15 protein-coding genes and 1 tRNA gene are annotated in these 18,279 nt (G+C 73.7%); 9 read left to right on the top strand and 7 right to left on the bottom strand.

The annotated features are described in order from the left end of the window. Positions 1-101: 101 nt before the first annotated feature. The 5 genes from FDO69_RS41170 (at position 102) to FDO69_RS15850 (ending at position 6,597) form a co-directional block, all read left to right on the top strand. Positions 102-257: a hypothetical protein gene (locus tag FDO69_RS41170; protein ID WP_167526596.1), complete on the top strand. Its 156-nt coding sequence runs from the start codon at positions 102-104 to the stop codon at positions 255-257. 497 nt (positions 258-754) lie between these two features. Further along, positions 755-2,008: a cation:proton antiporter gene (locus FDO69_RS15865; RefSeq protein ID WP_104780472.1), complete on the top strand. Its 1,254-nt coding sequence runs from the start codon at positions 755-757 to the stop codon at positions 2,006-2,008. A gap of 55 nt (positions 2,009-2,063) precedes the next feature. Continuing rightward, the gene (locus FDO69_RS15860) at positions 2,064-3,191 is read left to right on the top strand and encodes a hypothetical protein (RefSeq protein ID WP_104780471.1); all 1,128 of its coding nucleotides are present in this window, start codon (positions 2,064-2,066) and stop codon (positions 3,189-3,191) included. Next, complete coding sequence (locus FDO69_RS15855) at positions 3,188-4,273, top strand: ATP-binding protein (RefSeq protein WP_104780470.1); 1,086 nt, start codon at positions 3,188-3,190, stop codon at positions 4,271-4,273. The genes FDO69_RS15860 and FDO69_RS15855 overlap by 4 nt, the downstream gene beginning before the upstream one ends. Before the next feature lie 47 nt (positions 4,274-4,320). Further along, a complete protein-coding gene (locus FDO69_RS15850) occupies positions 4,321-6,597 on the top strand; it encodes a hypothetical protein (RefSeq protein ID WP_104780469.1) in 2,277 nt (758 codons plus the stop codon). Here FDO69_RS15850 and FDO69_RS15845 read toward each other — a convergent pair. The 3 genes from FDO69_RS15845 to fxsA form a co-directional block, all read right to left on the bottom strand. Next, positions 6,575-7,447, bottom strand: a complete 873-nt coding sequence (locus FDO69_RS15845) for a hypothetical protein (protein ID WP_234387951.1) — start codon at positions 7,445-7,447, stop codon at positions 6,575-6,577. The genes FDO69_RS15850 and FDO69_RS15845 overlap by 23 nt on opposite strands. A gap of 223 nt (positions 7,448-7,670) precedes the next feature. Beyond that, positions 7,671-11,297, bottom strand: coding sequence for an FxSxx-COOH system tetratricopeptide repeat protein (gene fxsT / locus FDO69_RS15840; RefSeq protein WP_104780467.1), 3,627 nt, complete (start codon positions 11,295-11,297; stop codon positions 7,671-7,673). A gap of 124 nt (positions 11,298-11,421) precedes the next feature. Further along, positions 11,422-11,616 carry an FxSxx-COOH cyclophane-containing RiPP peptide gene (fxsA, locus tag FDO69_RS15835; RefSeq protein WP_104780466.1) on the bottom strand — a complete coding sequence of 65 codons (195 nt, stop codon included), beginning with the start codon at positions 11,614-11,616 and terminating at the stop codon, positions 11,422-11,424. 257 nt (positions 11,617-11,873) lie between these two features. Between fxsA and FDO69_RS15830 the strand changes: the two genes are divergently transcribed. Both FDO69_RS15830 and FDO69_RS15825 read left to right on the top strand, forming a co-directional pair. Beyond that, entirely contained in the window at positions 11,874-13,097 is a 1,224-nt protein-coding gene (locus FDO69_RS15830) for an FxsB family cyclophane-forming radical SAM/SPASM peptide maturase (RefSeq protein ID WP_104780465.1), read from the top strand. An 8-nt stretch (positions 13,098-13,105) separates the two neighbouring features. After that, the gene (locus tag FDO69_RS15825) at positions 13,106-14,461 is read left to right on the top strand and encodes an HEXXH motif domain-containing protein (RefSeq protein WP_234387950.1); all 1,356 of its coding nucleotides are present in this window, start codon (positions 13,106-13,108) and stop codon (positions 14,459-14,461) included. 94 nt (positions 14,462-14,555) lie between these two features. Here the strand turns inward: FDO69_RS15825 and FDO69_RS43040 are convergent, their stop codons facing one another. The 3 genes from FDO69_RS43040 to FDO69_RS15815 all read right to left on the bottom strand — a co-directional run bounded on the left by FDO69_RS43040 (position 14,556) and on the right by FDO69_RS15815 (position 15,313). Continuing rightward, positions 14,556-14,633 (bottom strand): 50S ribosomal protein bL37, encoded by a 78-nt coding sequence (locus FDO69_RS43040; protein ID WP_370443954.1) that lies wholly within the window; start codon positions 14,631-14,633, stop codon positions 14,556-14,558. A 232-nt stretch (positions 14,634-14,865) separates the two neighbouring features. Further along, positions 14,866-14,939 (bottom strand) — tRNA-Pro (locus FDO69_RS15820). 44 nt (positions 14,940-14,983) lie between these two features. Beyond that, the gene (locus tag FDO69_RS15815) at positions 14,984-15,313 is read right to left on the bottom strand and encodes a hypothetical protein (RefSeq protein ID WP_167526604.1); all 330 of its coding nucleotides are present in this window, start codon (positions 15,311-15,313) and stop codon (positions 14,984-14,986) included. 248 nt (positions 15,314-15,561) lie between these two features. On the opposite strand from FDO69_RS15815, the gene FDO69_RS15810 reads away from it, so the two are divergent. Beyond that, the gene (locus FDO69_RS15810; RefSeq protein WP_104780462.1) at positions 15,562-15,906 is read left to right on the top strand and encodes a cupin domain-containing protein; all 345 of its coding nucleotides are present in this window, start codon (positions 15,562-15,564) and stop codon (positions 15,904-15,906) included. 13 nt (positions 15,907-15,919) lie between these two features. Here the strand turns inward: FDO69_RS15810 and FDO69_RS15805 are convergent, their stop codons facing one another. After that, entirely contained in the window at positions 15,920-16,918 is a 999-nt protein-coding gene (locus FDO69_RS15805) for a LacI family DNA-binding transcriptional regulator (RefSeq protein ID WP_104780461.1), read from the bottom strand. 111 nt (positions 16,919-17,029) lie between these two features. Here FDO69_RS15805 and FDO69_RS15800 point away from each other — a divergent pair, with 111 nt between their 5' ends. Beyond that, on the top strand, positions 17,030-18,193 hold the full coding sequence (locus tag FDO69_RS15800; RefSeq protein ID WP_104780460.1) for a Gfo/Idh/MocA family protein: 1,164 nt from the start codon (positions 17,030-17,032) through the stop codon (positions 18,191-18,193). Positions 18,194-18,279 lie beyond the last annotated feature (86 nt).

Genomic DNA, 18,279 nt, shown 5'->3' with positions numbered 1-18,279 from the left:
GCTGTGGCCCATGACCGCACGCTACTGCTCGCCGGCTCAGGCGCCGGCGCCCGCCCTCGCACCGGGGCCGGCGGCCGAGCGCGCTCGCGAGCGGGCGGCGGATGTGGCTGAACGGCACCGTCCAGCACTACTGGTTCTTCGACGGTGACTCCGACGCGTCCGTCATCCCCGTGCCGGGGAGGGGGATGACGGACGGGGCGGTCATGCGGTCCGCGTACGCCTCCACTCCGCCCGGGGTTGCGGCGGGACGGCGGTGATGTGCTGGTGACGGCACGGATCCGCCGCGCGGGCACCTGAACCACAGTCCGGCGCCGGGGGAGCGGTCGAGGACGTCGCCCATGGGGGTGGGTGACGTCCTCGACCACGCCATGTGCCCGGGGGGGACCGGCTCGTGCGTGCCGGGGACGGCCGACCGGCGCGTGCGCCGCCATCCGCTCGTTCACGCCGATGTCCGGCCGGGGCCGGGGGCGCACGCTCCAGGAGAGTGACGCCGTTCCGGGTCCCGCCGAGGGCGGCGGGGCGGACGCGGGGCGCACCGGCCGAGGCGCCGTGGATCCACCCCAGGGGTGAAGAGCGTTCAGCGGCGGTCGTCACCGGGCATCGTGCAGGGGAACGGCCGGCAATGGTGTTACGCCGTCCGAGTGCTCACATCTACGCTTGGTTGCTCTCGCGGTTGCACGTCCGTATCGATAAGCGCACGAGGTGCCTACGGCCCGACTACGCTCGCGGCGTGACACCGGGGGATGGGGGGCAGGTGGAGAAGTCTCGACGCGACCGTGGCCGGCGGCGGAAGCTGCCGGCGGTTCCGGCCGTTCTGCTCGGAGCGCTGGGCGCACTGATTGTGGGGACGTCGATCGGTCTGGCGACGGACCCGACGCGCCTCGTCGGCACCACCGGGTACGTCGTCGCCACCGGGCTGCTGCTGGCCGTGGGGCTGTACGGCAGCACGTACGGCATCGATCTCGCGGATCTGCGTCGTGACCTGCGGGGCGTGGTGGCGGCCGTGACGCTGGGGGTCGTGCTCAAGGCGGCGATGATCTCGGGCGTGATGGTCTGGGCCTTCGACCGCCCCGAGTACCTGGTCCTCGGCATCGTCGTCGCGCAGATCGACCCGCTGTCGGTGACCGCGCTCAGCAAGGACGGGCACATGTCACAGCGCGCCCGCTCCCTGCTCACGGCATGGGCCTCCTTCGACGACCCGATGACGGTGCTGCTGACGCTGTACGTCGCCGGGTACGCCTACACGGCCGCCGGGCACAGTGGCGCCCCCTCGGTGGTGGGCGGCGGGGCCCAGGGTTACGCCCTCGGGCTGGCGCTCAACGCGCTGCTGCTGGGCGGTGCCCTGCTGGCGTGGTGGGCGGGCGGCAGGGTGTGGCCGGCCCGGGAGGCCGAGCGGCAGCTCGTGCGCCCCCGGCGCCCGGCGACTCCGCTCGCCGTCCTCCTCGTCATGGTCATGCTGGTGCTCGCCGCCGCGAACATGCTCATGCTGGCCGTGGCGGTGGCCGGACTGTTCCTGCGGACGCAGGCGTTCGCCCGCCCTCTCGCGCGGGCGGTGACCAGTGCCTTCCTGCTCGCCACCGCCCTGCTGGGCCTGTTCGTCGCCCAAGGGGTGTCGATCAGGCCCGGGCTGTTGCTGGGGAGTTCGGCGTTCCTCGCGCAGGCGGTGGTGGCCGTGCTGCTGATGCCGCTCTTCGTCCGCGGCCTGTCGGGAAGGGACCGGGTCCTGCTGGGAATCGGCCAGCAGAACGGGCTGACGGCCGTGCTGCTCGCCCTCACTCTGGAACGCGACTTCCCGAAGACGGTCGGCATCGTCGCCCCGGCCGTGGTGACGGTGAATCTGCTGCACTACGGGGCGCAGATCGCGTTCGGCTGCTGGTCGCGTCATCGGGCCGGAAAGAGCCGGCAACCCGCGGCCGGGCAGCAGCGTCTCCCCCGGCATCCGGCGCCCGGCGACGGCACGCCGGGCGGGGCACCGGCCACGGCCGACGGACTGCGGTCCTCCGCATAGCCGAAGGGTGTGCGGCGTCCCGAACGGGTCGCGGCCAGGGGAACGGGGAGGCCGGATGGGTGAGCGGGGAGTGAGCGGCGGGGGACGTCCCCGCCGCGGCGGACGCCTCCGCGGCTTCCCCAGTCGCTACGGCTTCCTGAGCCGCTACGGCTTCCCGACCCGCTACGGCTTCCTGAGCCGCTACGGCTTCCCGAGTCGCTACGGCGTCCTGCGCCCCCTCCGCGGCTTCCCGACCCGCTACGGCGTCCCGCGCCCCCTCCGCGGTCGCGCCCTCCACCGCGACCCGCACCTGTCCCCCGCCCCGAGCCGGAAGCCCGCTCCGCACTGGAAGCCTCCTCCGCACTGGAAGCCTGTCGTGCTCGGTGCCCTGCTGCTCCTGTCCGTCACCGCCGGGCAGGCCGTCGGGGACGACGGCAGGAGTGATGTCCGTCTGGTGTACTGCCTGGCCGACGAGCACCGGGACGAGCTCCGGGACGCCGCGCTACAACTGGATGTGGTGCGGCGCCCCTTGGGACCGGCCGGCGGTGCGGACGCCGTCCGGGTGCCCGGCCCCCAGGGCGGCGTGATGTCGCTCGACGACTGGGCCGACAAGCACCGGGGCGACTTCGAGCGGGTCTGCGACGCGGTCCTGGCCGCGGCGGGTGATCCGCCGGGGGCGTCCGCGGACAAGGGCGGCTCCGGCGGCCTGGGCGGTTTTCTCGACGGGGTGTACCTGCTGGCGGCCGGCGCGGCCCTGACGCTGGTCGGACAGATGACGGAACGGATCTCGGCTGAGCGGCGCACGCGCGACCGGCAACTGGCGGCGGCCGTGCAGGAATTCCGGAGGATCGCATGGCTGTATCTCACGGCGTACGAACAGGATCCCGAGACGGACCACGCCGAGGCGTTACGGGCCCGGGAGGCGCTCTCCCAACTCCTCGTCCAGGTGCCCGGCCCGGCCCCGCGCCGCGAGGCGGCCCGGCGGCTGGCCGATTCCCTTCCCCTGACGAACAGACTGCCGGGCAGCAGGGAAGGGCAACCCCTGCTGCCGCGCCAGAGAAAGAGCGAGGCGGACGCCGTGCGCACGACCCTGGACCTGCAGACCCGCGAGGTGGCGGATCTGCGACGCCCGGCGCCCCTGTGGTGGCTGCCCGGAGCACGCGGCAGCGACCGTCCCACCAGCGCCGGAGGACCGCACGCATGACCAGCTCCGACTGGGCCAACCCCTACGGAGTGCGCAAACCGTACGGAGCGAACGGCGCGGACCACGGTGACCACGGGGGCAAGGCCCGCGCGGCGCTCAGCGCCGACCATCCCCTCGTGCCGTGGAAGCAGCCGGACCACCTGCACCAGTGGGTGGACGTGGATCACTCACGCGAGGAGCTGGACCGCTTCGGCACCAGCTGGCCCCCTCTCGGCGAACTCCTCGACGGGAGCTCGGGACACGGCCGTGTGGTGATCGTCAGCGGACCTCCCGGCATGGGCAAGACCAGTCTCATCCACCGGTGCATCCACGAGGTGCGGCAGCGGGTGGCAGCGGCGGCGGCCTGGGCGGGCGACCCGCTCCCCGTCTGCGTGCCGACCGCGGGTCTGGCGAACGACGGCCGTCGCATCAGCGTCGACCCGGACGGGGCATTCGCCCCGACCAGTCTGATCAACGCCCGCATACGGCGGGAAATCGCGAAGAGTCTGCGACTGCACGACTTCCCCGAATCCCGCGTGCAGTCGATCGTCGCGGAAGAAGATCCGTTCCAGGCCTACAGCGACATGAGCGAACTGCTGGTGCAACACAACGCACTGCTCCTGGCGGTGATCCCGCACATACGGTGGAACGACGCCGCTCTCCGGGCGAGGTTTTTGAGTACCTGCCTGAGCAATGCGCACACCCGGATCGTACTGTTCGTCGAAGTGAGCCACGGTGCGGCGGAGACGGCGAGGGAAGTGGCCGCCACGCTGAGCGACTCCGCGGCGGTCACCCATCTCGCGCTGCGCGAACTGAACTCCGAGGACATCTGGCGGTTCAGCCACAGCGCCCGGGCGTCGGACGACGGCCCGAACGGCCTGGTCAAGCCGGACAGAAGCTCCCTGATGGCGGCACACTCCGAATGGCGACCGTCCGACGTCCGCGAACTGCGGACGGTGTTCCACTCGGCGGCGGACGCGCTGCGGAGCGCGCCGTACCCCTGGCCGATCGACGCCGACGCCCTCAGACCCCACTGGGAGCGGCGGCGTGCCGGCCGCGACGCCCTGCTCCGTGCTCCCATCCCGCCCCGCTCCGGCGGCTGACGCCCACCCCCGACCGCGCCCTCACAGGACCCGCAAGGAGTGCCATCGTGGCCGCAAGCAGCGCAGACACCTGGTACAGCAACCCCTTTCCCCTGGTGCCGGTCGTGCGGCTCGGCCCGTCGGCGGACCTCGGTGAGGCCCCGGTCGAGGCCGCGGACTCGGGCAACGCCCATGTCCCGACCCAGATCCTGGGGGAGCTCCAAGGCCTGGTGCGTGACTACCTCCGGGACCGGCCCCGGGGCGGCCGGCGCGGTCGGGCGATCGCCGTGGTGGGCGAGTTCGGCCTCGGCAAGTCCCATGCGGCCCGGGAGGTCTGCAACGCGCTGGCCCGCCCGGACGGCCCGGCCCTGTGGATCGTCGACGAGCCGGCGCAGGACTTCGGCCGGATGTACCGCGACCGGCTTCGGGGCCCCGCGGACAGCCCGGAGGGGCGTGCCGCGTTCGAGGAACTCGTCAGGGACTACTACGCCTATGTGACGGCGGTGCGGGTCGGCGAGCAGAGTTCCGATCCGCGCCCCGGCCGGCCGGACGACATCCCGCTGGGCGACATCGCCCTCGACGACATCGCCACCGGGCTGCGCGACCGGGTCCTCGACCCGGACAAGGTGGTCTCCGCCCTGCGCTACGACCCCGAGGTGATGCACGCCGATCTGCGCGTCACCCTCGGCGAGGTGACGGAGCACCGGCGGTTCGCCACCGCGCTCGCCCTGCTCCAGGACCCCCGGTTCACGTCGATGGTGTGGGCGTGGCTGAGCGGCGACGAGCCCGCGCAGCAGTTGCGGGAACGCGGCATCAGGGACGCGGTCTCGGGCATCGACCCGGTCTTCGACGCGCTGGCCGTCCAGGGCTTCCTGCACGGCCGGGTGGGCAAACCGTACGTCCTGCTGATCGACTCGCTGGAGAAGGTCCTGGACTGGCCGGAGCATTCCCGGCGTACGTTCGTGGACGCCTTCGAGCGGCTGGTCAATGTGTACGTGAGCCGGGGCGGTCTGCTGGTGTTCTGCACCTCGCCACGCGGGCTCAACGCGTTCCGGCCGAGCCTGCACGAGCGGGTCGTGCAGCTGTGGCCGACCCGGTTCGGCGCGGAGCTCACCGCGCGGCTGGTCGCCGAGTACGTCGGTTCGGGCACCCGGCCGGAGGTGACCGAGGGGCCGGACGCGATCGAGCGGTGGCCCGCGCCGTTCGGTTCCGAGTCGGTCGGGATCCTCCAGGAGCTCACCGGCGGGGTGCCCCGGGAGATCCTCAAGACCTGCCACCACGCCTGGCAGCTGAGCGAGGACGGCGGCGGCGCGGTCCGCGAGGTGAGTGCCGCGACGGTGCTGCGGGCCGTGCGGGAGCTGCACGACAACGTCTCCGAGGACCAGGTGGTGTCCACGATCCACGACGCGCTGGCCGAGGGCCAGTGGCGCATCGCGTCGCACGACCCGGTCCCGGCGCGGGGCTCCGACGCCGACGGGCCGTTGGCGGTGGCGTACTGGCTGGAGCCCGTCCCGAACGCCTACATCGCGATCGTCGTCACCCCGTCGGTGCTCGTCGCCGACGACGAGGAACGCATCACCGCCCGGGTCCGGGCACTGCGCGGCGCCCTGCACCCTGCGCAGGCCGAGGTGCTGCTCGTGGTCAACGGCCATGTGTCGCGGACCATGCGGGACCGGCTGGCGCGCTCGCTGGGCTCACAGCCCCTGGTGTACCGTCCGGGCGACTTCACGCAAGCCGTGAACCAGGCCCTGGACCGGCTGCGCGCCCGTCTCACCCAGCTGCGCCAGGAGGCCGATCTCGCCGAGCTGACCACCGAGTTGCGCAGCGCCCTCGGTGAGCACGGTGCCCAACTGGGGCAGCTGCGGCGGACGGTGAGCGACCTGGCCCGGCGTGATCTGGTCGCTGCGGCGCCCGGCCCGGCGCGTTCGGCGCTGCCGGAGCCCGTCGAGGGGCGGTTCGAGGAGGTGTTCGCGCTGCTGGACGCGTCCGTGGAGCGGCTGGCCGGGCGCCCGTCGGGCAGTGCCGCGGCCGGTGGTCCGGCCCTGCGGGCGGGGCCGTCCGATCTGGCGACGCTGGGCTGCGCCACATTGGTGCGGCAGTTGACGGAGACGTTCCGTACGGGGGCCGACACCTGGTTCCGCGCTGTCTCGGCCGGCGTGCCGAGTGAGGAGCAGTGGGCGCGGCTGCGCGAGGTCTGCCGGGAGTACGAGACAGCGGTCGAGGTGCTGCCCGTGCAGGCCCTCGGCGAGGGGGGCCCGGTGCACCGGCCGACCGTCGCGCGGACGGTGGAGGCACTCGCCGACGAGGTGTGGGGCGCCCTGGTCAGTGCCGTGCGGTCCGCATGACCCCGCCCACGGCGTCCGCGAGCCGGTGCAGCCGGTTCTCGGCGTGGGCGACCTGCCGCTGGTCCAGCGTCACCCCGAGGACGTAGTCCCGCGGCGACAGCCAGATCACGTACACGGCGCCCTCCTGGACGTCCAGGACGAGGCGGTCGGCGGGTGGCGGCACCACCAGCCGCAACGCGTCGGTCAGCCGGGCGAGATGGCCGCGCAGGCTCTGGGCGAGGTCGCGGTAGGAGGTGCGGCGAGAGCGCACGCTGGTCTCCAGGAAGCGCGGGCCTAGCTCGGGACTCTCGAAGACGTCGCCCGCGCAGACGAGCTTCCAGTCCCGGTAGTAGGCGGCGTACTGCAAATCCAGGGTGTTGACGTGCGCGCCCCACAGGGCCCGCAGCCGCATCTCGGAGGGGCCGTCGTGCTCGGCCGCCGCCGTCCCGAAGTCGATCCGCAGCCGCCCCTTGTCCTCCGGCAGGGGTTCCAGGGTGTCCGTGAGGCCGCCGGGCAGCTCGTCGGGCAGGTGGTGCACCTGGGTGCGGATGGCGGAGACGAGGGTGTTCATCGCCTCGTCGACGGCGGGCATCCCGCCCTCCGTGTCGGTGTGCGCGGACAGGTACTCCCCCGTCTTGACGCGGCCGCCCCACAGTCCGCCGTGCGCGTTGGCCACCACGACACGCATCAGCTGACCCGTGCCCAGCGGCCGCATGAGCGCGCCCAGGTCCTGTGTGCACAGCAGCAGCCGGCTGCCGGGCAGCGCCTCGTTGGCGATGTCCTCGCCGCCCACGGTGACCAGGCTGCTCAGCGGCGGGCAGTCGCCCCGGCGCACCACGAAGTCGATGATTCCGTTGCTGTAGTGGGACACCGACCTGAGGGCGGGGACACCTGCGAAGGCTCCTTGGCACAGCGCTGTTATTCGGCCGTGGCCCTCCGGGGACCAGTGGGACTCCGTGAAGAGCTCGGTCTCCTGCTGCGGGGCTGTCGCCACCTGCGCTCACCTTCCGTCGGGGAACCGCCCGGGCGAGGGCGCCGGGTCCTGGGGGTTTTTCTGAGGGATCTCCTTCTTCCACGGAGGTCCAGCTGAGCCCCTAGATGCCGGGCAGTTCCAGATCGATGTCGAAGTCCCTGGCCGGTGCGGTGGGGCCGGTGGCCCGGGAGGTGAGCCAGGCGCGGTGCGCCCCCACGCGCCGCCCGTCGGGGCGATGCCCCATGTCCAGGTCCCGCAAACGGCGCAGGGCGCTCTCGACGAGCCGGGTCGCCTCCCCGGGCCGCCCGGCCGCCGCGAGGGTGACCGCGAGGGAGTTCTCCGCGGCGGACACCCAGGCGTGGCTGTCGCCGAGCCGGTCGGACAGGAGGTTCAGCGCGGCCCGGCCGATGGCCTCCGCGTCCTCCACGGCACCGGAGGCCCGCAGGTACACCGCGTGCCGGACCCCGGCCAGGGCAGCGTAGGGGTGCCAGGCGCCGAGGGTGCTCTCCAGGGCCCTGCCGCACAGTCGGGCCTCGTGTTCGGCCTCGTCGTGCTTGCCGAGTGCGTGCAGGTCGGCGGCGAGGCTGAAGCGGCAGCGCAGAGTGTCCAGATGGTCGGCGCCGAACCGGCCGGTGGATTCGGCGAGCACCCGCCGGTCCCGTTCGAGGGCCTTCTCGTAGCCGTAGACCCTCTCGTGGGAGCGGGCGGAGTTGTAGGTGATGCGTCGTTCGCTGACGGCCAGGCCGAGTTCGATGTTCAGCCGGGTGCCGGTGGCGATGTCGCCGTGCCGGTGCAGCCACTGCCGCAGCAGGTCCTGGGACTCCGCGTCGCGCCCCAGGGTCCGGTAGACCCAGGCGAGCAGGTCGGCGGACCGCCAGACGGCCGGGTCGTCCTCGCCGCCGACGGACTGGCGGTAGCGGAACCGGGCGAGGAGCCGGGCCAGGGCGTCGGGGGCCCGTCCGCTCAGGGCCTCCGTGAAGGCCAGGTTGTGCTCGGCCTGCACGGTCGCGGCGTGCTGGGGCCCGAGCAGCAGCGTCAGGCCCTCCAGGACCGGCCGGGCCTGGAACAGCGCGTCGGAGAACCTGCCGAGGGAGCGCAGATTGGCGCCGTAGGAGTCGGCGGACAACAGGGTTCGCGGGTGCAGGGGGCCGAGCAGCCGGCGGTGGCCGCGCAGGGCCTGCTCGGACAGCCGGCGGGCCGGTTCGTAGGCACCGGTGAGGCGGTGGGCGCGGGCGGTGAAGTTGAGCAGGCGCAGATACTCCGGTGACGGGTCGTCGTCGTCCACCGGGGCCCAGGACGCCTGCGCGCGCTCGGAGATGTCGAGCAGGCGGGCGAGGTCGGCGGTCTCGCCGCGCTGACTGAGGGCGTTGAGGTGGCGCAGCAGGGAGCGCCGGACACGGGGGCGGTAATCCTCCCACAGGCGCAGGGAGTACACCTCGCGGGCCCAGTCGGCGCTCAGGCCGCGGTTCTCGTCCGGGGTGTACTCGGCGAGGGTGCCGCGCAGCACCTGCTCGATGTGGGCGCGCTCGGCCGGTTCCATGCCGTCGCGCAGGGCGTCCCGTACCGCGTGGTGCTGGCCGAGGGGCTGGTCGGGCCGGTCGAAGTCGACCTCCAGGAGCCCGACCCGGGACAGGGCCCACAGGGCGACGCTCACCATGTGTTCGTCGGGCATCCGCGTGTCGGCGGGGATCCGGCGGACCGGCGCACCGTCCGCGCTGTCGTCGCGGGCGAGTTCGGAGAGGATGCGCCGCGAGCGCAGCAGCTCCAGGCCCATGCCCCGGCCCGTGAGCAGGGAGGCGGCGTTCAGCAGCCAGCCCAGGGCGTCGCTCGTCCGGCTCTCGGCGCGCCAGGCGGCGGCGCCCGGGGTGTGCAGCACGGTCTGCCGCGCCACCCGCACCATGACCGACACCGGCGGGGCGGTGCCCTCCTGTTCGAGGAGCGCCTGCTGGGCGGTGCGGTACTCGGCCAGGAGGTACGCGACGGCGGCCCTGGCCGCGGCCTGGTCGCCCATGCTGTCGTCGCGCCGGTGGGCCGCGGCGCGTTCGGCGAGGCAGAGGGCGGCGATGCGCAGGGCGAGCGGGACGAAGCCGAGGACCTGGCCGACCCGCTGGGCCTGCTCCTCGTCGATCTCGGCGAGCCGTTCGCCGAGGACGGCCCGGCATTCGCCCGGTGACATGGGTGGCAGTGCGAAGGCCGCCATGCCGGGCGTGGCCGGGGCGCTGCGGCTGGTGATCAGCACGTGCCCGCGCGTGTGCGGGGTGGGCAGCAACTCCCGCAGCCCGTCGGGGGAATCGGCCCCGTCGTAGACGAGCAACCAGCTCTGTGTGTCGGTGCGGGAGAGGTGCTCGAACAGGGCCGGGGAGGCGCCGTCGCCGGTCGTGACCAGGTCGAGCCGGCCGGCGAGCCGGGTCAGCCCGCGGCGGGCGCGCGGGATCTCCCAGGAACGCACCCACCACACGACGTCGTAGGCGGAGCCGAAGCGGTGGCACAGTTCCCGGACGATCTCGCTCTTGCCCCAGCCGCTCGCGGCGTGCACGACCAGCGGGGTGCGGTCCCGGCCCGCCGCGTGCAGTTCCTCCAGGAGACCGCCGAGAACGTCGTCCCGGCCGACGAAGCCGCTGTAGCGGGGGGCCACGTTGGTGACGGCGGGCAGCCGGGGGAAACGGGCTCCGGGCGTGCCGTCCGTCGAGGGCGGTGCGCCGAGGCCGAGCCCGGCGTACAGCCGCCGCACGGCCTCGTCCTCGTCGGTGCCGCGCAGGTCGATGCGCTCGTGGTGGGCGGCGCCCGGGTCGGGGAAGGGCTCGTCGGCCAGGACGATCCGGACGTCGGGGTGGGACAGCGCGGCGAGCTGGGCGAGGGCGGCGTGGTCCATGTCCGCCGGGGAGAGGAAAAGCAGCGCGGTGCCGGGGGCCGGCCGGTCACCGGAGTAGGCGTCCAAGGCGCGCAGTTCGGTGCGGATGCCGCCGCGCCGGAACTGGTCCTCCAGCCAGGCCGCCCAGGGCGCGTGGCGCTGGGAGTGGACGAGGGTGACGCGGCTCAGCGGCAGCGGACGCCGGTTGCGGAGCCAGTCGGCGAGCCGCTCGTAGTAGGGGCGCAGCCCGGTCACCGAGCCTTCCGGCTCGCTCTCGACCGCGAGTTGCCGGGTGTCCAGGTAGAGCGGGTGGTACGGGATCTCCAGGAAGGCGACCTCGGAGGTGCGGGAGGCCCTCGAGAGGGGGCCGAACTTGCGGCGCACCCGTTCCCGGGCGCCGCGCAGCCGGTCGTGCGACTCGACGTTGCTCTTCAGGCCCAGGGCCAGCAGCCGCACGGGCCGCCCGGACCGGCCGCCGCTCATCTGCTCGGCCAGGGCCGCGGCCCCGTCGATGGACCAGGCGGTCATGGCGAAGCAGAGCACGAGGGAGTCGGCCAGGGAGCCGAGCCTGCCCTCGGCCGGTGCGCCGATCGCGTCGGGCAGCGGGGCTTCGACGAGGACGTGGTCGTAGGCGAGGGCCCGGGGGTCCGAGGTGAGGGCGAGGAGGGAGGCGGCGTCCCGGCGGGCGGCGGAGTGGATGCGCCCGGGTTCGGGTGCGGGCAGCGGGTCGCCGCCCGGCGTGCCGGTCGCCCGGCCGTCCACGATCAGGACGCTGCGGTTGCCGGCGGCCAGCAGGTCCGCGACGTTGTGCACGGTCGTGCTGACGCCGAGGTTCTCCGCTGTGGAGCAGAAGAGGGCGAACCGTCCCGAGCGGTCGGCTGTGTGGATGTCGGGCATGGCCACTCCGCTTCGGACGGCAGGTGCTGGACGGTGGGGCACGACAGTCAGGGACGGTCAGTATAGGACGGGTTGCCCCTGATCAGACGGTTTCGCGCGAGGGCCGCGTCGGCGCGGGGGCCGGTCATTGGCTCTCGTTGTGGCCGGTGACGAAGGGTTCGTCCGGGTCGCCGCCGGTGCGCAGCCGGCGCAGGGTCTCGCCCAGCGCGGAGGGCGGCAGCGCGGCGAGGTCGTCGAGCGGCACGCCGGTGAGGTCCAGCACGACGGACTCCAGTGCGCCCTCGTCCCGCTCGGCACCCGCTTCCTCGAGCTCTGCCATGGCCCATCCTCCGCGGTGCCCGACGGACCGCCGTCGTGGCGGCTCTCCACGCCCGGCGCCTGCGTGTCCCGGGACTCGGTGTCCAGTGTTGACGTCCCCACGGGGTGCCGCGGGAAAACGGCGACTTTCGGGCGGTGGCGGCCCGGACGACGGATTCTCGATGTTGACGGTCTGTCACCGGCCCCGAATACTGTGCCCAATGGCGTGGACCGGCCGGGCGGGCACGGGCCGGTCGGCATGCGAACCGGGGGGTGCGTATGAATCGGCTGCGCCATGCGGAGCCGCCGTGGCCGGCCGCGGCCGACGTCGTGGCCAGGGAGGCGGCCGGCTGGGTGCCCGCGCCGTTGCACTCCTTCGTCCTGAAGGTGCACAGCCGCTGTGACCTGGCCTGCCAGTACTGCTACATGTACCGTGCGCAGGACCGGAGTTGGCGCGAGCAACCGCGCACCATGGCGCCGGAGACGGTGGACCGCACGGCCGGGCGCATCGCCGAGCACCTCGCGGCGCACGGGTTGCGCGAGGCCGGTGTGGTGCTGCACGGGGGTGAGCCGCTGCTGGCGGGTGAGGCCGCTCTGGGGCGCGCGGCCTCGGTCCTGCGTGCCGCGGCCGGTCCCGGCGTGACGCTGCACCTCGTGCTGCAGACCAACGGTGCACGGCTGACCGAGCGCTGGCTCGACCTGTGCGCCGAGCACGGCATCCGGGTCTCGGTGAGCCTGGACGGGGACCGCGCGGCACACGACCGGCACCGCCGTGGCGCGGACGGGCGCGGCAGCCACGCCCGGGTCGCCGAGGCCGTGCGCCGGCTGTCCGACGGGCCCCATCGCGAGCTGTTCGCGGGCCTGCTGTGCACCATCGACCTGCGCAACGATCCGGTGCGCTGCTACGAGCACCTGCTGACGTACCGCCCGCCCGCCGTGGACTTCCTGCTGCCGCAGGGCAATTGGCACACTCCCCCACCCGGGCTGCGCCCGGGCACGCCGTACGCGGACTGGCTGTGGCGGGTGTTCGAGCGCTGGTACGGGGCGGGACAGCGGGAGACCCGGGTGCGGCTGCTCGAGGACATGATGGCGCTGCTGCTCGGCGGAGCCCCGGAGACCGAGGCGCTGGGCGTGGCCCCGGTGCGGTACGCGGTGGTCGAGACGGACGGTTCGCTCGCCCAGGACGACACGCTGCGCACCGCGTACCACGGCGCCGCCCGGACGGGCCTGCACGTACGGCGCGACTCCTTCGACGCGCTGCTGCGCCATCCGGGCGTGGCGGCCCGGCAGTGGGGCGTCGACGGCCTGTCCGCGCAGTGCCGTGGCTGCCGGCTGCGGCGGGTGTGCGGGGGCGGGCACTACGCCCACCGCTACCGTGCGGCCACCGGGTTCGCGAACCCCAGTGTCTACTGCGCGGACCTGGCCGCTCTGATCACGCGGGTCAGGGGGCGGCTGGCCGCGGACCTGGACCGGTTGCGCACCGCCGCGGCGGAAGCGGCATGAGGGGGCCCGTGCCGCTTCGTGTGCCCGGCAGGCTCTTCACCGCGCTCGCGACGGGCGGCGGCGGGGCCGACGCCCTGCGCCTGCTGGCCCGCGCCGAGCACAGCCGACGACTGGCCTGCGCACTGGCGGTGACGCGGGCCGCCGGTGAGGCCGGCGGGGGCGTGGCCGACGCGGCCGCGCGGGCATGGGAACTGCTCGCAGCCGCCCATCGGGCCGATCCCGAGGCCGTGGCCGCGGTGCTGTCCCATCCCTCGGCGGGCACCGCCCTGACAGGCCTGCTGGCCCGGCTGGACCGGTTCGTCGAGGCCGGGACCGGCGTCGCGTGCGCGCCACCGGTCCACTGGTTCAGTGCCCTGGCCGCGGCGGCCGCGGTCCGCGCGGGCGTGCCCGGACGGGTGCGGTGGCCGCTGACGACGGACCAGGTGTTCCTGCCCTCGCTCGGCGGGGCGCGCTTCCCGGGCGCCCGGCCCGGTGACCTGGCCGAGGTGGTGGTCGACGCCGGGGGCGCGGCCCGGATCGGGGTGGCGGGGCTCGGTTCACCGCCCGGCCCGGTCGAGGTTCCTCAGGTCCCGTCCGGGCCGTCCGGCCGGTGGCGGGCGGCGCACCGGCTCGTGGTGCCGGACACCGGCGCGCCGCTGCTGCTGGACGACGCCGACCCGCTGCGCTTCCCCGGCGTCCCGGAACGGCCGCTGGGGCTGCCCCCGGGCGACCTGCGCTGGTGGGAGGCCACGGCACGGGAGGCCTGCCGTCTGCTGCGGGACCACCACCCGGGGACGTACGCCGAACTCGTCGCCGTTCCGCGCACGCTGGTCCCGGTCGACCGCCCGGGCAGCTTCAGCGGCAGCAGCGCGGAGGCGTTCGGCGCCATGGCACTGTCCCGGCCACGCTCCGCTCGGGGTCTTGCGCTGTCCATGACCCACGAGATGCAGCACGGCAAGTTCGCCGCGGTACTGCACCTGTTCGACCTCTTCGAGAAGAACGGCGAGGAGCTCTACTACGCGCCCTGGCGCCCCGATCCACGCCCCCTGCTCGGCCTCTTCCACGGGGCGTACGCACACCTGGGCGTGGCGGAGTTCTGGAACCGGCGCCGGGACGTGGAGCAGGACCCCGAGGAACTCGCCCTGGCGGATGCCCGGTTCGCCCGCTGGCGGACGGGCGCCCGGGAGGCCACGGAGGTCCTGCTGGCCTCCGGCCGCCTCACCGCCCTCGGGCAGCACTTCGCGCAGACGATGCTGGGCACGCTCGACGCCCTGTGCCGGCTCCCGGTCCCGGCCGAGGCCCGCCGCCGCGGCATGGCCCTGGCCGCCGAGCACCGCGCGGAGTGGGTCCGCAGGAACGGGGTGCCGGAGGCGCAGCTGATCTGACCTCCGGGCCCGTCCCCCTTGACGCGCCTGCGAACGCAAACGGGTGGGTGGCATGTGCCACCCACCCGTTTACGTCGGCGTGCCCGCAGGACCTTTAGGACTGCGGACGGCTGCCGTGGTTCGCGCCGTTCTTGCGGCGGGCCTTCTTCTTGCGACGTCGCTTCGAGGACATCGAACCTCCTCTTTCCGGCTTTCGGTCACCATCCACCGGATTGCCGCGTCCGGTGATTACAGAGCCACTTTCCAGCCGACGCGAACGCAAACACATACGAGGCGAGTGCACGCGGGTGGCCTATGTCACGGCGGCCGGAGCGGCTGCACTCTCCGCGCACCTGCACATGGAAATGCGCGAGGGCTGTTTTCGGGTGCCTCCCGAAAACAGCCCTGCCTGCGACTCATACGAGTCGGGACGACAGGATTTGAACCTGCGACCCCTTGACCCCCAGTCAAGTGCGCTACCAAGCTGCGCCACGTCCCGATGCGTCTCGCGCGGGTGAAACCACGTGATCACGCAGGTCAACCCTACCGCATGGGGACCCGTGCCCCGACCCGCTCCCCGGCCCGTTCCCCGATTCGTTCCCCGGCCCACTCCCCGACCTGTTCCCCGGCCCGCTCACCGATTCGCCCTCCGGCCCGTGCCGCCGGCCGGTCCGGGCGCCGGGTCCACCCCGCGAGACCCACCGTCGAGACGGCGACGGCGAGAACGGCCCACCAGGGGAGTCCCGCCTTGGTGGCAAGGCCCGCGAAGGCCGAGAAGGCCAGGAGGGACGTGATCACGCCTCCGGCCAGTTCGGCTCGCCGGGCCGATCGTCGCCGCGCCTCGTCCACGTCCTGCTCCCCCTTCGCCCGCACGCTCGCACGCCCCGACCATCGCAACTGCGGGGCATATGCCGCAAACAATACGCGAATCGGCGGGAACTCCCGACCAGGGCATAGGGGTTGAGACGGACAGCGGGGGCCGGGCGGTGCGGTACCGTCCGGCGTCCAGTGGTGAACCCCCGAAGGGCGCGAGCCCGGGCGACGAAGTGTCCGCCCGACCCGGCCGACACCCCACACACTGTCGTGGCCGTTCCCCCGCTGATCAGGGCTACGGTCTCCGCATGACGCACAGCTTCGTACTGCACATCCCCGACACCGAGCTCGAACCCGAGCCCCTCGCGCCCGAGCAGATCGTCTCCGGGACGCCCGAGGTGACCGGCAAGGTGGTCTGGGAGTCGGAGGACGGCCGCCAGGTGCGGGGCGTCTGGCAGATCACGCCCGGCATGGTCACCGACACCGAGGCGGACGAACTGTTCGTCGTCATCAGCGGGTCGGCGACGATCGAGGTCGAGGACGGGCCGACGCTCAGGGTCGGGCCGGGCGACATGGCCGTACTGCGCGAGGGCGACCGTACGACGTGGACGGTGCACGAGACCCTGCGCAAGGCGTACGCGATCAACCTCTGAGCCAGGGCCGCGATCAGGGCGCCGGCGCCGTCGTCCCCCGGATCTCCAGGGTCGGCGTGGCGAGTTGGATCCGGCCCTCGCCGCCCACGCCCTCGAAGCGCTCCAGGAGGCAGTGGGCCGCGCGGCGGCCGACGTCGTGGCTCGTGTTGTCGACCGTCGTCAGCCACACGTGCCGCAGGCGGGCGATGCTCGTGTTGTCGTAGCCGGCGACGGACAGGTCGTGCGGCACGCGCAGGCCCAGCTCCCCGGCCGCCGAGAGGGCGCCGATGGCGGCGATGTCGTTGACGGCGAAGACGGCCGTGGGCCGGTCGGGGCGGCTGAGCAGCCGGACGGTCGCGCGGTAGCCGCCTTCCTCGGTCATGTCGCTCGGCTCGACCACCACCCGGTCCGCAAGGCCGTGCCGGCGCATCGTCGCCTCGAAACTCCGGCGCCGCAGCCCGCCGACCGCGCCGTATCCCGCGATGTGCGCGATGCGGCGGTGCCCGAGGCCGATCAGGTGCTCGGTGACCAGCCGGGCGCCCCGCTCGTCGTCTCCCGCCACGACGTCGACGCCCGGCGGCGCCGGTTCGCGGGAGCCGGCCATGACGACCGGGATCCGGCCGGCCACGTCGCCGAGGGCCGCCGGGTCGGGCAGCGTGCCCACCACGACCAGGCCGTCGACGCGCAAATCCAGCAGCGGGTCGGCCGGATCCTGGCCGGTACGGCGGTTGAGACGGGCGTCGGCCAGCATCATGCGCAGGCCGTTGGCGTGCAGCAGGGAGTTGAGGCCGTCGAGGAGGTCCACGAACCAGGGGTTGCGCAGGTCGTTCAGGAGGACGCCGACCGTGCGCGTGCGCCGCTCGCTGAGGCTGCGGGCGGCTGCGTTGGGCCGGTAGCCGAGCTCCTGGGCGGCCCGGAGCACGGCGTCCCGCTTCTCGGGGCGGACCTGGTCCGAGCCGCGCAGCACGAGGGAGACCAGCGACTTGGAGACACCGGCCCGCTCGGCCACGTCCCGGATCGTCGGCGGTCTCATGGGATGGACCGTTCCATGAAGCGGCGCGGCTTGTCAAAGGGTTGACACCGTCGGCGAACCCCGCTCAGGGTGGCCTGGACAGGTACTGGAACGGTCCAAAGAGGGGCTCTCATGGTGGACACGCTCGGCGTCGCCGTCATCGGATTCGGCTGGATGGGGCGGGTTCACGCCCAGGCGTACGCGCGCGTGCGGCACCACTATCCGCAGCTGCCCCTCGTCCCGCAGCTGGTCACGGTCGCGGAGGAGGTACCGGGCCGGGCGGAGGAGGCCGCCGCGCAGTTCGGGTTCGCCTCGACGACCCGGGACTGGCGCGAGGTGGCGGCCGATCCCCGGGTGCGGGCGGTCAGCATCACCGCACCCAACTTCCTGCACCGCGAGATCGGCGTCGCCATGGCCGAGGCGGGCAAGCACATCTGGATCGAGAAGCCGGTGGGTCTGACCGCCGAGGACGCCGGTGCGGTGGCGGACGCGGTCGCCGAGGCCGGTGTGCAGGGCACGGTGGGCTTCAACTACCGCAATGCGCCCGCCGTCGAAACGGCCCGCGAGCTGATCGCCGCCGGGGAGATCGGCGCGGTCACGCACGTGCGCATCCGGCTGTTCAGCGACTACGCGGCACACCCCGAAGGCGCGCTGACGTGGCGCTACGAGCGGGAGCGGGGCGGCAGCGGGGTGCTGGGCGACCTGGCGTCGCACGGCGTGGACCTGGCCCGGCATCTGCTCGGCGACATCACCTCCCTGACGGCCGACACGGCGATCTTCCTCCCGGAGCGGGCCCGCCCGTCGGGCGCCACGGCCGGACACAGCCGCGCCTCGGGCGGTGAAGTCGGCCCGGTCGAGAACGAGGACTACGTCAGCTGTCTGCTGCGCTTCGCCTCCGGGGCGCGCGGTGTCCTGGAGGCCTGCCGGGTCTCGGTCGGCGAGCAGAACAACTACGGCTTCGAGGTGCACGGCACGAAGGGCGCGGTGTTCTGGGACTTCCGCCGCATGAACGAGCTGGGGGTCAGCCGCGGTACGACGTACCAGGACCAGTCCGTCACCACGGTGTATGCCGGCCCCGGCGACGGGGAGTTCGCGGCCTTCCAGCCGGGCGCGGCGAACGCCATGGGCTACGACGATCTGAAGGTCGTCGAGGCGTACCGCTTCCTGCGGTCGGTGGCCGAAGGCACCCCGTACGGGGCGACGCTCACGGACGCCGTGCACAGCGCGGCCGCGCTGGACGCCATGGCGCGCTCGGCGCAGAGCGGGAGCTGGGCGGAGGTGGCCGGGCGGGCCTGACACCCGGCCACCGGCCCTGGCTCGGACTCCCCGCAGCCCGCCCCGCCCAGGCTCGGACTCCCCGCAGCCCGCCCCGCCCAGGCTCG

This window comes from Streptomyces tibetensis (genome assembly GCF_007655005.1).
GTDB lineage: Bacteria > Actinomycetota > Actinomycetes > Streptomycetales > Streptomycetaceae > Streptomyces > Streptomyces tibetensis.
This window is presented reverse-complemented; position numbering and strand designations above follow the sequence as displayed.